Raw genomic sequence first — 13,363 nt, 5'->3', positions numbered from 1 at the left:
AATTAAACATTTTACTAATATCAAAAAAGCCAGCGGAGAAACATCATCTCCACTGGCTCCTATATCAATGCCGGTATTACTGAAGCAGTGAAAGAACACCCTGATTGGTTTGGTTAGCTTGAGCAAGCATTGACTGTCCAGCCTGTGCCAGGATGTTGTTGTTAGAATATCTAACCATTTCCTCTGCCATATCTGTATCACGAATAAGTGATTCAGCTGCCTGCGTATTTTCAACTACATTATCAAGATTCTTAATTGTATGTTCAAGTCTGTTCTGAATAGCACCAAGATCAGATCTTTGCTTGGAAACAGACTCAAGTGCGGACTTAATTGAACCAAGCGCTGATTTGGCAACATCATGAGTGCTGACTTCAAGTTGATTAACTCCAATATGAGTCGCTGACATTTCCTCAATACAGATATTGATCTGGCTCTGAGAACTTGTTTCGGCACCAACCTGAAGATTCTTATTTGTGAATGTTCCGTCTAACAAATTCTGATTATTGAACTGTGTAGCGGATGCAGTTCTGGTAATTTCTGATGCAAGAGCATCAATCTCTGATTTGATGTACTGACGGTCGGATGACTGCAAAGTATCATTTGCTGCTTTTACTGCAAGTTCATTCATTCTTTGGAGCATATCATGAACTTCATTAAGTGCTCCTTCTGCTGTCTGCACAGTAGAAATTCCATCTTGCGCGTTAGCTGATGCCTGAGTAAGACCACGAACCTGTCTTCTCATTTTTTCAGAAATCGCAAGACCAGCTGCATCATCTGCTGCTCTGTTGATCTTATATCCAGATGAAAGTTTCTCACTAGATTTAGCCTGGACATCAGTTGTGATTCCAAGCTGTCTGTTTGCGTTCATTGCAGTAATGTTGTGTTGTACTACCATATTATAATCCTCCATGAACGGGGCCCGCTTCCCTGCTGCCTTTCCATCTTTTCACTTGTGCAGCTTTCGCGGAGTCCCTTCCATGGCTGCTTTATTTTAACTTTCACTACTAATATCGGCCATGAATCAACTTTCTTAACCCTTTTTGAAATAATTTTTTATATTTTTTGAAAAATATGAAAAATTATTTTTGTGGTATTAATTTTTTAGACTTATTAGCCGATAAATGATGTCACCGCCTTTATCATACTAATAGTCCTCATAATTATTGTATGTTTTTGTCTGACCTCTTCAAATCCCAGCCTTGCTATTTTTTCTCTTTCATCATCATGTTCAAGATAATATTTTACTTTTTCCCTTAATTCCTCCTCATTTTCATAGGTTTCTATATGCTTTCCTATTTCAAAATACTCCTCTATCTCTGGCTGGTAATTTGTTAAAACAAACCCTCTGCAGGATAGTATATCCCATACTCTTTGCGGAATTCCAGTTTGTATTGATCGCATTGTAGTATTTATATTTATCTTGCTTTGTCTAAATACAAATGGCATCTCTGTAAGAGTCTTAACTCCATCATGCTTTACAATCCTTGGATCAATCCTATCAGTACTGCTTCTTGTAAAAAGATGTACTACTCCCTCCCCCATTTCTGATGCTAGAGAATTTAATATTTTCGTTCGTTCCAAATATGCCATATGATATGTAAGATAATTATTGATGAAAACAGACTGATCCAAATTTATTACCATATCTGCGTTATCAAACAATGACTCCTTAAAGTTTACATCTTCAATATCCTCTAATCTAAGATTTGAATTAATATAATCTATTCCAAATGAAGAATTCTGAATCTGCTTTTCCATAAGATCAGTTAAGTTCATTTTTTTATCAGATCTTATTTTCAGGCTTAAAAATGGATCTTTTTCATTGTATAGAGATCCAATAAAGGATATGTCGTACAGATAGGTATTTTCATCTCCTAATAGCCTTGAGTTCCTCTCAATCGGAGATCCCAAAGGAAGATAAAAAGTCCCTTCTGAGTTATAATCCTTTATTGATAAATACTGTGCATAATCAAAGAGAAATAACCTGTTGTTCTTATTTCTTATGCTGTTGTGATATATCTCAAAAACAGGGCAATCTACTGTTTCTGCCATATATATAACTCCAAGCTTGTCACAGATTATAGAAATAAAAGGAAAATAATTAATCGAAAAAATAAATAACGGAGCGTAATCTGCAATAAGCTCTCCAATTTTATGTATCTTCGATGATATATTCAAAGAATTATCCATTCCGTCATCATCTTCAATTACATTTATCCCCATACCCTTGAAAGCATCAATATAATCAGGCTCACACACACTGTTATATCTATAAAAAATCATATTCATCAGGCAACCCCATCACTTTAGATATGTTGAAAGAATATTCCCTACGTTTTCTAAAACTCCGTTCTTTTTTGCGCTTAAAAGCAGACTTTCGACTGCCTTATCAAATATTTTTCTTTCCAGTAAAATATCTTTATTCTTAGCAATAATGTAACACCTTGCATCATAATACTTTCCTATATCCGACGACATGCCCTCACTTATAAGATCTACTTTCATAAGAGATTTTGGTATAACCCGGATCTTATACCTGTAAGCAAATCTTATCAAAAACTCCCAATCTTCTAATGCCTTTATGTTTTCATCAAATCCACCTACATCACAAAAAGCTTTCTTATTCACTAAAATAGTTGGGGATCCAATAAAATTTCTTAGAGCAAGTTCTTCTAAATAGTCTTCTCTCTCATCTATACCGACTTGAACTTCACCATTTTCTTTTGTCAAAGCAGTATACCAATGGGAATATAACCAGGCATCCGGTTTTTTTTCGATATATGTACTCATTTCCTTCAATTTATCCAAATCCCATATATCATCACTGTCTTGTAGGGCTGCCCATTCTGTCTTTATAAGATTCTTAATGGCATAATTACGTGCTTTTGCTGCACCGCCATTAACTTCCATTTTATAGTAAGAAAGCTTAGGGTATTTTTCTTTGAGTTTTACGATCACATCTTTCGTATTATCAGTAGAACAATCATCCATTACCAATAATTCAGTTATCTCAAATAGTTCCCCATCACCTTCCTGTGAGAAAACACTTTCGATAGATTTTTCAATTTTGTCTGCCCTATTGTAGGTTGGAATGATCACACTTATTCTCATATTTTGCCCCCTTAATATAATTCTACCAAAAAAAGAGAGCCCTTGGCTCTCTTTTTAATTTTTGTTATCTAAAAATTGTGGAGGAATGTCTTTAAAATTGTTCATCGTTCTGTAATAGTTAAAGGCCGCTGCAGAGGTTTGTCTTGAAAAATTCATCTTCTGTCTAGCAGCGCTAAAATACTCTTCAGCAAGCTTTTTATTGCGATGTTCAGTAGCTTCTATGGAAGCACTTCTACCGGTTATCTCCTGAATCAGTTCTTGCATCCTTTTTATCTGTTCTTTAAAACTATCTTTATTTTGTCCAACCTCTTCCTTAACTCTATCGAAAAGAGTTTGAAAGCCATCATCAAGTTTAAGGAGCTGATCTATAAGTTCGCCTTTGTCATCAAGTATCTTGTCAAACGCCACTTCATCAACTTCATCAGGATTGCTTAGAAGATTTTTCTGTTTTTCATTCTCTTCCTCAATCTTTTTCATTACCTCGATTTTCTTTAGCAAACTTTCCTCTAGCATATCAAGACTGGCAGATAACATTATTTACCCCCTCTGCAAGTGATACTGGTTTCACGCATCTTTCACATAAACATGATTTGCCTTCATAACCTCAATCCAGTTATCACGAATTGCATGCATATGTCTGTTAACTTCAGCAACTATTTCCCTGTCTTTACCAATATTTGCCTCAACAAGTCTCCTTGCAATATAAGAGTACATGTTTTCAAAATCCTGTGCAACAGGATATTTCATATCGAGTGTGTTTCTTAGATAATCAATTATTTTTTCCGTTTTAATGATATTTGTATTAGCCTTTTCAAGATCTTTTTTCTCAATTGCATAGTCTGCAACATTTAAAAACTTTATAGCTCCGTCATAAAGCATAAGTGTCAATTCCGGTGCAGACGCAGACATTACCTTATTGTTTTTATACTGTGCATACGCTTTTTGTTGAGTTGTGAATACTGGCATATACGCTCCCTCGCAATCTTATTTATTATTTATGTTAGGTTAGCTTCCACTATTAAAAAAACCTGAAAGTGAACTGCTTGATGAATTTATCTTTGATAAAGCTGTTTCCATAGTAGAAAACTTTTTATAAAGTTTGTCTTGAGCTGCTGTAAGTGCATCCTGAGCGTCAGATATCTTAGTATTATACGCACTATACTGAGATGCCATAAGCTTGTCTTCATAAATTGTAAATGAACTGCTGTATTCTGTTCCTTTCATCAAATCTGATAATTTTCCATATAATGATTTGGATAGATCTGAGAAGAAATTCATTACAGCATCAGGGTCTGTAGAAATCATGCTTTTTAAGAGATCCGTATTGCCACTTGTTGACGAGTCATCCGGATCTCCGTCAATATGAAGGGCATCTCTTTCATTCTCTTCCGTGGAGAAATAGCTTCCTGTTGATATGCCAAAAGATGACAATGATAAGTTCTTTACTGTACCATCCTTAAGCTTAACATCAATACCAGAGCTCATAATGTCTCGCATGGCATTTCTTACAGTTGCTATTGTATCATCGCCGCTAAGAAGACCGCTCTTAATCTTATTTTCCCACTCTTCAACTTCAGTATCAGACATAGCCTCTTTCTGATCATCAGTGAGCATCTTATAGCTGCTGGCTTTATCTGCATTATAAAGAGTCGCAAATTCCTTCATCAGATCATTGTACTCTTTAAGCATTTTCTTGATGTTATCATAAATGCCACTAGTGTCCTGTTTTGTTGTAAGAGTTATTGGACTGTCTGTAACTTCATTAGCCGTGATCGTAAGACCATTTATCTCGAATGTATTGCTGTCTGATGTATATGTTTCACCGTTAAGAACAATCTCAGCACTTGAACCGGCAATGTAGTTTGATCCATCCTTTTTTACAGCGAGGCCAAGTTTACTCATAGCTTCGCTGGCACTTTCATCTATAGCAAAAGAAGCCGCAGCACCTGCTGACTTGGAAGATACATAAAATCTTCCGTTATTCTCATCATAATTAAAATTGAGACTGGTTCCATTAGTCGAAGTAGCACTTTTTAATTTAGAAAGTACACTATCAATTGTATCTCCATCTTCTATGGATACAGACAGCACGTCGGCACTATTACCACCAATTGTGAATTTGATCTCATCGCCCGCCGACAACCCCAAATCCTTGACCTTGGTCTCTTTAGTAGCTTTAGTATTGCTATCTCCTACTGTAACTTCTTTACCTGTTAAATAAGCAGATTTTGCAAGCTTTGTTATCTCAAGTGACTGAGTTGCCTCCATGGCATTTTCACCTGTAATAACTGTAGCGGCATTATTATTTGAAACAGTTGTTGTCTTCTTTGTGTATGCAGAGGAGAATCTCATATTACTAAGAGCACCATTGTAAAAAGAAACAACCTTTTTATTTAGTTCTTTCCATTTATCCTGTTTCCAGGTAAGCTTCTTCTGATTACCTTTTGCTGTATCAAGTCTATCCTGCTTGGTCTGTGTCAGCGCGGTTATGATACTTTCAGTATCAAGACCCGAGTTCATTCCTGTTATTCTGATAGGCATAAGCATTCTCCTTTCTCAATCCATGAGCGTGTTACATTGACTTCCATGTCAATTTGTCTTTATCTCTTCTCATCCACCATAATGCCGGCAATTTCCCACACTTTGGCAATCATATCAAGCGTTTCATCCGGTGGGAACTCCTTGATGACTTTCTTTGTCTCCTTATCAACCATCTTGATGGTTACGCGGTTTGTCTTTTCGTGGATTCCAAAAACAGCCTCCGCATTGGATCTGACATTCTTTGTCATCTCAGAGATAGCCTTTTTGACTTTTTCGTTATCAGCCTGAATCTGCTCTTCAGTAGCTTCAAGCCTATTCTGTCCTTCAGTATAATTTTGCGCGCCACCCTGAGCACCACCATTAGACCCGGACGCATTATCCGCGTTTTCAACCTTTAAATCCACGTTTTGAGTAGTGCCAGCTGCTTCTGCATTTGCAATTTCAGACTGAGACTGACTCTGCTCCTGTACCTGTGTTCTTACCTGTGGCTGTGCCTGCTGAACAAGAGGCGAAAAGCCATTAATTGCTTCCATTCCCATAATTCATATACCTCCGTGTCTGAACAAGGAACCTGCCTTATCATAAACGTTACATCCCGTTATTGGTTTATATAGCATTTCTTATCCTCTATATCGGAATGCCCGTCAAAATCTTTATAGCATCAAATAAAAAAAATCCTAAAATTTATAAAAATTTTAGGATTTTCTTTTTAACTAATTGCATCTGTATATTGTTTCCAATATCTCATAATATAATCATCATCAACCTCACCGTTATACCAGCGAAGAATTTCATTTTCCTCCTCTAATAGTTCTCTTTCTCTACGAAAATTTTTGGGATCCGTATATGTCATAAATATCAGGTTCTTTATCTTTTCCAAATAAGAATCGGAATGATCTTCTTTAGCAGTTCCATTTCTAAAATTATTTCGTGCACGGATAAGTCTCTTAACTTCTCCATGTATATTTGATAATTGTTCTTTTATATCTAATTTATACCAGTTTTCACAAGTCATAATATAATCCTCATTAAACAATTATTTGATCCACTCTTTGAGAATATCAAAGAGCTCATCTATGGTCGCCTGATCTGTAAGCTCTCTGCCGCGGCCAATTCCTCGTTCTCTATTCCTATCAATATTAGGATGAGATTCCCAAATTACTTCCACCGGATCTTTCATTATATTTCCGCCATAAATATCCTTGATATCAGAACCTGCATCATAAAGCTCATTTTCTAAATCAATATGCATATCTGCATCAATGGCAACTTGTCTTTTCTTCTTATCAATACAGAACTTAACCATATCATCATAAAAATGATTATGATTCTCCCATAAATCCTCTAAATCAATCGCATTACTTAATATCATCCCTTTTCCTCCAAACACCTTACATCTTGCTTATTAATATTTTGCATCTTACCCACAAGTTTACTACATATTCCCCAATTCTTAAACTTTCGTTTCATTCTCATCAAGAATCATTGGAAGCAACTTTGTATAAGCAAAATTTTCAAGTACTTTCTTTTGCCCGTTTTTGGCTATCTGCTTTCTTACATCATCATGCTTAAGATAATATGCCGTCTTTTGGATCATATCCTCTGGAGTGACCGCCATAACAAGGTCCACGCCATCTTCAAAGTACTCCGCAATCTCAGACTGATAATTTGTAATAAGAAACCCGCCTGCTGCCATAATATCCAGAACACGAAGGGGAACACCCGCCAGAATAGATCTAAGTGTAATGTTTAGGTTTACCTTGCTCCTATGAAATACTCGCGGCATCTTGTCAGTATAAGACGCAACTCCAAGATTGCAGACTCCATCAATAGGCTTGGCTCCCGGCATGGTATAAAGAACTGTATCAAATTGCCTGCCCATCTGCTCCAGTATGTTGTGACGCTCGTTTACAGTTACTTTCTTCCTAAGTATATCCAGCATAACACCGTCATAATCAATCTCATACTTGCCGGTCTGCTCAAACTTTATATATTCTCTAAGTTCTTTTATCTTTTCCTGAGGGTATATTGAACTTTCAGTAAAAAAATCCTGCCCAAAGACCTGTTCCTGCGCTTTTATTACTGCATCAGTATAGCCTTTTAAAGCCGGAGGCAGAAACTTAACCTGATCATAAAAATTAAACTCATTATCATACAGATTCCCCAGAAAGCTCACATCATGCTCATAAACTATCTCTCCACCTGTCTCCTCATCAAGCTTCTGGCAAAGCTCAGATAGTCTCTTATCATTAACTCCCAATGGTGAATATCTGACTGTGGAAACACCTTTCCCCACTAACCTCTTATAAAGCAAAGAATCAAAAACAAATATCCTGTTCACGGAATTATTTGTTACATGAGAATCCAGCGTATAATGCGGGCAGTCAAACACCCAGCTGATATACGGTATACCATATTTCTGGCAAGCCTCCGAAATGTTAGGGAAAAAGTCAAAACTAAAAAGTAAATCATATTGAAGATGATAACTGTGATGATCAGATTCATCCTCGACACTACCATCATCCACAGCATCACCTGCGTTTTTTCCACAGACAAGTCCTCTTATCTTCTCATCCATCTCCTGTGTCAGGTCAAATCCATGCATATCAAGCTTAAACACATCAACCTGGTGCCCAAGCCTTCTCATTGCATCCCTGCAATCCTCGCCATTAAATTCGTCCCAGTCATAATAAAGAATTCGCATTTTTTAACCTTTAAAAAAGCTGCTGCCCAATGGGACAGCAGCCTCTATTATCATAAATGTACTTACAACAACTTCTTAAGAGCATCAATGCCTGATACATCTGTAGCCTGTTTATTCTCATTCTGAATCTGGATATAGACTTCTTTTCTGTAGATCGGGATTTCCTTTGGTGCAGAGATTCCAAGTTTTATCTGGTCGCCTCTGATATCCAGTACTGTGATCTCAATATTATTATTGATGATGATCGCTTCATTCTTTTTTCTTGATAATGCTAACATTCGCTATCCCTCCATGGTTTTGTAGTTGTGCAGGTATAAATCTCCCCATCCCTGCTATATTTCTAGTAACTTTGATCACCCTTTTTCTTTATTCTTCTGAAGAATGTCGTAAATCGGGAACTTCACCGGATATTCATCATTATCAATAATTGTCTGGGAAGCCTTCATTTCTTTTGTATTAATTATAAATGGTCCCTTGAGATTTACAGTCATCTTGGTAAGATCATGTGGCACGGTTACTGTAACAAGAACCAGCATATCATCCTCAGCCAGTTCGCCAATGGCCTCTACCTCTGTCTTATCAACAAGTGGCTTATAATCAGGGCAAACAACAAGCGGATCCATAACCGGCATTGCAAAATTCGGCTCATCGATGGACTGAAGCCACTTTATAGTACCTGAACCCTGCTCTTCATCATGCATAAGGGTAAACTTCTGAAGGTCAGGAAAGCCTATGATACCGTTTGGAAAGCAGATTATCTTACTGTCATCAATTTCAACTTCTCCGAAAATCCTTGTCGCTAATTTCATTATGTAACCTCCATGCTATCATATGTACATATGTATATTGGTGTCACGATGATAAAGAGGTTCTCTCCTATCACCATTAATTATATACGTTATTTCGTCATTATGCTACAAATAATTAATACCCATCAGATATAATTTATAAGTGAACTCTGACTGATCTTACCTGTAGCCATAAGACTTGCTTCATATGTTACCTGGGCTGAAGTAAGCTGTGTAACAGTCTCAGCAAGATCGATATCTTCGTTGTCAGACTGCAAAGTCTTAAAGGTAGTTGTCTGGCTCATTAGTCTGGTACTAACCAGATCAAGTCTCTTTGACCTGGTTCCGTTTTCTGTAACCGCAAGGTTCGCTGTATCAAGGGCCTTCTGCATGGAAGTGATCTTGTGCTCAAACTCCTTCTGAAGTGTTATTCTCTGGCTGTCATAGGCTTTCTGTGCTGCTTCAATCTCAATCTTAAGCTTTTCTTTTACAGCTTCATCTGTAGTTACTGCCAGTTTTTCATTGAGAGCTTTCAGTGTTCCGTTCATCTGCTTGAGCTCATTTATCATGTTATCAAGGTCATCCACATCTCTTTTAACACTGGTTGTGAAAACTGCGTCTGCTGTTGTATTAACAACTACAGACTGGGCAAATCCTACATCGTAGGCAATATCATGAGCTGCAGTTCCATGGTTATAAAGAATCGTGCCCTCTTCATCGGTATATGTGCAGTTAAAAAGGTTCTCCGGCTTAATATCACCGGTACTCCATTCCTTCTTATCATAGACAACGTCGATAGAATTGGCATTGATAAGGTCAGGAAGCGTTGCGAGCTTATTAGTCAGCTCTTCATTTAAAAGAATCTCTCCGGTAGCCGCATTTAAATATGCCACAGAGCCGGTGGGCTGATCATTTATCTCATTATAAAAATCATCGATTTCAGCATCATCACTAGTTGTATAAATAATATTATCAGGCCCTATCTCAAGTGTCGTCTCAACATAGGATGAATGAATACTTCCATTTCCGGTGACATTCACTATATTTTTTGAATATGTACCATCGCCGTTTTCAGTAACGATATTATCTACTATAGTGTAGGTTCCATCACTATTTACTGTGGCAACTGCAGTATTTCCGTTATATTCAAGGTCCATTGTGTAGGTCTGACCAATAGCAGGCAAAAGAGGTATTGTATACTGAACCTGCTGTCCCGATGCATTTGTATAGGTAACGGTGGTCTTCTGCACAGACTCTATGTTTGTTATGCCTGATGCTACATTGTCACTCTGACCTGTGGAATCATACACACCATTTTCATCCATTTTGAAAACATATTCTTCAGTTTCAGTCTTTCCTGTAATCGTATAGGTGGCATCAGAATTTTGGCTAACAGTATAGGTAATGCCATCATTGGTCACAGAAAAGCTCTCGCCTTCAGCTGTGTCCTCATTCATAGGTATTGATGCGTAATGGGTATATCCCTCTGAAGTAGTAAAGGTCAGTTGAACAATCTTGGTCGTATCATCCACAGCACTTGTAGCCGGCTGTAAAAGAGATTCTCTCCACTTAAGCTGCGCTGTATTGCCATCATTCTTCTTATAATTCAAAGTGTCATAAGACAGTCTCAGTCTTCCAACACTTACTTCAACAATATCGCTCTGATAAACTGTCTCCGAGCTATCATTTAGGATATTCTCTGAGCTAAGCTTACTCATTCCGGTAACTCTGGTTGAGGTACCGATATTCCCTGCATTAAACTCATCGTTTATATCTGTATAATCTGCAGTTGTTGTCCTGTCAAAAGAAAGAGCGTTATCCGTTCTGTACCCGGTAAAAATATACCTTCCTGCAAAATCAACGTTACCTGTTGAGTAGTACTCTTTTGAAAGAGCTCCCATCTGAGTAACGATAGTAGAAAGGTCATCAAGAGTAAGATCCATGTTGGCGCCCTTGGTTGCCTGCTTTACGCAATCAGTCAAAACGGCCGTAACTGTAGAAAGAGCATCCGCTGTAACATCAAGCCAGCTCTCGGCATCCTTGGCATTCTTTTCATAATATTGGGAAATCTGTGTGACACTGCTTCTGAGTCTCAGAGCTCTGATAGCAATAACAGGATCATCCGAGGGTCGGGTTATCTTTTTACCTGTAGACATCATGGTGTTTAGCTGATTCTCGGTGATCTTGTTGTTATTGATATTATAAAGAGAATTGTTCTGCATTATTTTGTTGGTGATACGCATAAATATTCCTCCGGTTGACTTTCCATGTCAAAATAATGCATCCTTGCATATTATTCCTACACATATATAATCGGCAGATTATACTCCGGTCTGAAGTATCAGTCTGTCATAAATTTCTGAAAGAGTCTGGATCATCTTGGAGGAAAGAGAATATGCATTCTGGTATTTTACCAGGTTAGAAGCTTCTTCGTCTTCATCGACACCGGCATCCGAAAGTCTCTGGTTTTTAATGGTCACTTCAAGTGCGGTATAGGTGTCCTCCAAAGTTCCGGCGTTACTGGAATTAAGTGCCACATCCGCCAAAACCTTTGTAAGGAATTCACCTGATGTTGATCCTCTGAATATCTTTTGTGTGTCCAGCATAGTCTTGAACTTGGTAAGATTTCCAAATTCAGATTCTCCCTCTGTAATATCAGCCTTTGTTGCAAGTCTGTCCGCATTGTCCATCAGCACAGAATTAACCGCAAAGTTTCCACCATTCAGACTGTAGTATCCCTTATTTTCAGAAAGAGAAGTCAGCTGCTCGTAGCTGTACTGAGCTGCTGAGTTAGTATCCATTGATCCCGTAAGCATCGCTACACCATCAAGAGAATCTGAAGTATAGCCGCCTACCATTATTTCATTTACTTCTTTTGAAAACTGTCTTATCCACTCATTCATCTGAGACATATAATAAGGAAGTCCCTGATATTCATTGGCAAATCCAATATAAGCAACCCTGTTTGAATCAGGAATACTTGTCAAAGACTCCTCATCTATCGTAAACACATAAGTGTGCTCACCATCATATTCCCATGAATCGTACTTATAGTCCTTGTCGCCTATGTGGATTTTTCCATCAGCAGGAATCGTGCACATGGTCATATCCATAAGATGAGTATCTGAAACTTCAACCGTAACCCTTACAGGGCTTACCTTATCATTAACTACCGTACATTTTCCGTTAAAATAGTGATTATTATTGCCATCACGCATTGCAAGAAGCCCCTGAAGTTCGCCACCAATTATCTTTGACTCAATGGCAAAATCAGAGAGCTCTTTTACGTTATCTCCATCCTTGTAATTACCGCTCCCCCACTTAAGTTCATAAAGACCTGACACATCATTCTGGTTAACAGCGCCGTCTTCATCCCTTGCAACAGGAATAAGTTTCCTGTATTCATAGGTATCAACGAGCTCATATGCACCGGCCACCCAGATCTGATATCTTGTAGCACCGGTAACTCTGTCCGGATTGTTCTCATCAACTACTGGAGTTTCTTTGGTCTCAACTGAGATCATCTTGGAGAGCTCATCTACCAGCATATCTCTTTTGTCCCTGAGTTCGTTGGCCTTGGCCCCTGTCATCTCAATGATATTGATCTGCTTATTTATAGAAGCCACTTCCTGAGAAATTGAGCTGATTCTGTCTGCGCACAGCTTTATCTCAGAATTGACATCGCTCTGAAGTCCCTGAAGAGACGTATAAACATTGTTAAAATATTCCGTCAGCGCCTGCATGCTTGATATATAGGCGGTCTTGGTCTCTGTCGTTCCTGCAGCAGTCCTTACCGATTCAAGAGCTACTTCCATCTTAGAGAAAAGAGATGAGAATCCGCTGCTTCCATCGTCTTCAAGATACTGCTCTGCAAGCTTTGTGTAATAGTTTTTCTGTGATACCTGCCCCAGGAGCTGTTCATTGTTTCTGAACTTCACATCATAAAAACTATCGCGAACTCTTTCTATTGCGATAGTCTCAACGCCTGCACCGGCACATCCATATCTCGCAAATACCCTGAGGGCATCTGATGCCTCCTGTTTTACCTTCTGCCTGCTGTAACCATCAGTGTTGGCATTTGCTATATTATTTGCAGTTGTATTTAATGAAGCGTTGGCAGCTCTAAGTCCTGAAGCTGCGATATTAAGTCCAAAAAACTGAGAAGTCATAGGTTTTCCTCCTATAAGGAGCTAATCATCCCTGTAATCCACAAAGATCA

The 13,363-nt window shown here is 38.1% G+C and carries 14 protein-coding genes; all 14 read right to left on the bottom strand.

Annotated features, from left to right (window positions below; translation table 11 throughout):
* Positions 1-76 precede the first annotated feature (76 nt).
* A complete protein-coding gene (locus C4S54_RS03900; RefSeq protein WP_103868357.1) occupies positions 77-895 on the bottom strand; it encodes a flagellin N-terminal helical domain-containing protein in 819 nt (272 codons plus the stop codon).
* Between the two features lie 215 nt (positions 896-1,110).
* On the bottom strand, positions 1,111-2,289 hold the full coding sequence (locus C4S54_RS03895) for a glycosyltransferase family protein (RefSeq protein ID WP_103868356.1): 1,179 nt from the start codon (positions 2,287-2,289) through the stop codon (positions 1,111-1,113).
* A gap of 12 nt (positions 2,290-2,301) precedes the next feature.
* Positions 2,302-3,111, bottom strand: a complete 810-nt coding sequence (locus C4S54_RS03890) for a glycosyltransferase family 2 protein (protein ID WP_103868355.1) — start codon at positions 3,109-3,111, stop codon at positions 2,302-2,304.
* Between the two features lie 54 nt (positions 3,112-3,165).
* Entirely contained in the window at positions 3,166-3,645 is a 480-nt protein-coding gene (locus C4S54_RS03885; RefSeq protein ID WP_103868354.1) for a flagellin biosynthesis protein FlgN, read from the bottom strand.
* Positions 3,646-3,675: 30 nt separating this feature from the next.
* Positions 3,676-4,077 carry a flagellar export chaperone FliS gene (gene fliS / locus C4S54_RS03880; RefSeq protein ID WP_103868353.1) on the bottom strand — a complete coding sequence of 134 codons (402 nt, stop codon included), beginning with the start codon at positions 4,075-4,077 and terminating at the stop codon, positions 3,676-3,678.
* A gap of 39 nt (positions 4,078-4,116) precedes the next feature.
* Positions 4,117-5,652: a flagellar filament capping protein FliD gene (gene fliD / locus C4S54_RS03875; RefSeq protein ID WP_160110673.1), complete on the bottom strand. Its 1,536-nt coding sequence runs from the start codon at positions 5,650-5,652 to the stop codon at positions 4,117-4,119.
* A 59-nt stretch (positions 5,653-5,711) separates the two neighbouring features.
* Positions 5,712-6,191 (bottom strand): flagellar protein FlaG, encoded by a 480-nt coding sequence (locus tag C4S54_RS03870; RefSeq protein ID WP_103868351.1) that lies wholly within the window; start codon positions 6,189-6,191, stop codon positions 5,712-5,714.
* A gap of 170 nt (positions 6,192-6,361) precedes the next feature.
* Positions 6,362-6,667: a hypothetical protein gene (locus C4S54_RS03865; RefSeq protein ID WP_103868350.1), complete on the bottom strand. Its 306-nt coding sequence runs from the start codon at positions 6,665-6,667 to the stop codon at positions 6,362-6,364.
* Between the two features lie 21 nt (positions 6,668-6,688).
* The gene (locus C4S54_RS03860) at positions 6,689-7,024 is read right to left on the bottom strand and encodes a DUF5674 family protein (protein WP_103868349.1); all 336 of its coding nucleotides are present in this window, start codon (positions 7,022-7,024) and stop codon (positions 6,689-6,691) included.
* 81 nt (positions 7,025-7,105) lie between these two features.
* Positions 7,106-8,356, bottom strand: coding sequence for a glycosyltransferase family protein (locus C4S54_RS03855; RefSeq protein ID WP_103868348.1), 1,251 nt, complete (start codon positions 8,354-8,356; stop codon positions 7,106-7,108).
* A 62-nt stretch (positions 8,357-8,418) separates the two neighbouring features.
* The gene (csrA, locus tag C4S54_RS03850; RefSeq protein WP_103868347.1) at positions 8,419-8,634 is read right to left on the bottom strand and encodes a carbon storage regulator CsrA; all 216 of its coding nucleotides are present in this window, start codon (positions 8,632-8,634) and stop codon (positions 8,419-8,421) included.
* A gap of 75 nt (positions 8,635-8,709) precedes the next feature.
* Positions 8,710-9,165, bottom strand: a complete 456-nt coding sequence (gene fliW / locus C4S54_RS03845; protein WP_103868346.1) for a flagellar assembly protein FliW — start codon at positions 9,163-9,165, stop codon at positions 8,710-8,712.
* A 125-nt stretch (positions 9,166-9,290) separates the two neighbouring features.
* Positions 9,291-11,387: a flagellin N-terminal helical domain-containing protein gene (locus C4S54_RS03840; protein WP_103868345.1), complete on the bottom strand. Its 2,097-nt coding sequence runs from the start codon at positions 11,385-11,387 to the stop codon at positions 9,291-9,293.
* Between the two features lie 78 nt (positions 11,388-11,465).
* On the bottom strand, positions 11,466-13,313 hold the full coding sequence (gene flgK, locus C4S54_RS03835) for a flagellar hook-associated protein FlgK (RefSeq protein ID WP_103868344.1): 1,848 nt from the start codon (positions 13,311-13,313) through the stop codon (positions 11,466-11,468).
* Between the last annotated feature and the right edge of the window lie 50 nt (positions 13,314-13,363).

This window comes from Butyrivibrio sp. Su6 (assembly GCF_900108105.1).
Classification (GTDB): domain Bacteria; phylum Bacillota; class Clostridia; order Lachnospirales; family Lachnospiraceae; genus Butyrivibrio.
Note: the sequence above shows the minus strand (reverse complement) of the source record. Positions and strands in the feature narration are given on the sequence as shown.

What these genes read in the sequence shown, in the direction of transcription:
- C4S54_RS03900 (WP_103868357.1), bottom strand. Translation starts at nt 895, where the DNA reads ATGGTAGTACAACACAACATTACTGCAATGAACGCAAACAGACAGCTT.
- C4S54_RS03895 (WP_103868356.1), bottom strand. Translation starts at nt 2,289, where the DNA reads ATGAATATGATTTTTTATAGATATAACAGTGTGTGTGAGCCTGATTAT.
- C4S54_RS03890 (WP_103868355.1), bottom strand. Translation starts at nt 3,111, where the DNA reads ATGAGAATAAGTGTGATCATTCCAACCTACAATAGGGCAGACAAAATT.
- C4S54_RS03885 (WP_103868354.1), bottom strand. Translation starts at nt 3,645, where the DNA reads ATGTTATCTGCCAGTCTTGATATGCTAGAGGAAAGTTTGCTAAAGAAA.
- fliS (WP_103868353.1), bottom strand. Translation starts at nt 4,077, where the DNA reads ATGCCAGTATTCACAACTCAACAAAAAGCGTATGCACAGTATAAAAAC.
- fliD (WP_160110673.1), bottom strand. Translation starts at nt 5,652, where the DNA reads ATGCCTATCAGAATAACAGGAATGAACTCGGGTCTTGATACTGAAAGT.
- C4S54_RS03870 (WP_103868351.1), bottom strand. Translation starts at nt 6,191, where the DNA reads ATGGGAATGGAAGCAATTAATGGCTTTTCGCCTCTTGTTCAGCAGGCA.
- C4S54_RS03865 (WP_103868350.1), bottom strand. Translation starts at nt 6,667, where the DNA reads ATGACTTGTGAAAACTGGTATAAATTAGATATAAAAGAACAATTATCA.
- C4S54_RS03860 (WP_103868349.1), bottom strand. Translation starts at nt 7,024, where the DNA reads ATGATATTAAGTAATGCGATTGATTTAGAGGATTTATGGGAGAATCAT.
- C4S54_RS03855 (WP_103868348.1), bottom strand. Translation starts at nt 8,356, where the DNA reads ATGCGAATTCTTTATTATGACTGGGACGAATTTAATGGCGAGGATTGC.
- csrA (WP_103868347.1), bottom strand. Translation starts at nt 8,634, where the DNA reads ATGTTAGCATTATCAAGAAAAAAGAATGAAGCGATCATCATCAATAAT.
- fliW (WP_103868346.1), bottom strand. Translation starts at nt 9,165, where the DNA reads ATGAAATTAGCGACAAGGATTTTCGGAGAAGTTGAAATTGATGACAGT.
- C4S54_RS03840 (WP_103868345.1), bottom strand. Translation starts at nt 11,387, where the DNA reads ATGCGTATCACCAACAAAATAATGCAGAACAATTCTCTTTATAATATC.
- flgK (WP_103868344.1), bottom strand. Translation starts at nt 13,313, where the DNA reads ATGACTTCTCAGTTTTTTGGACTTAATATCGCAGCTTCAGGACTTAGA.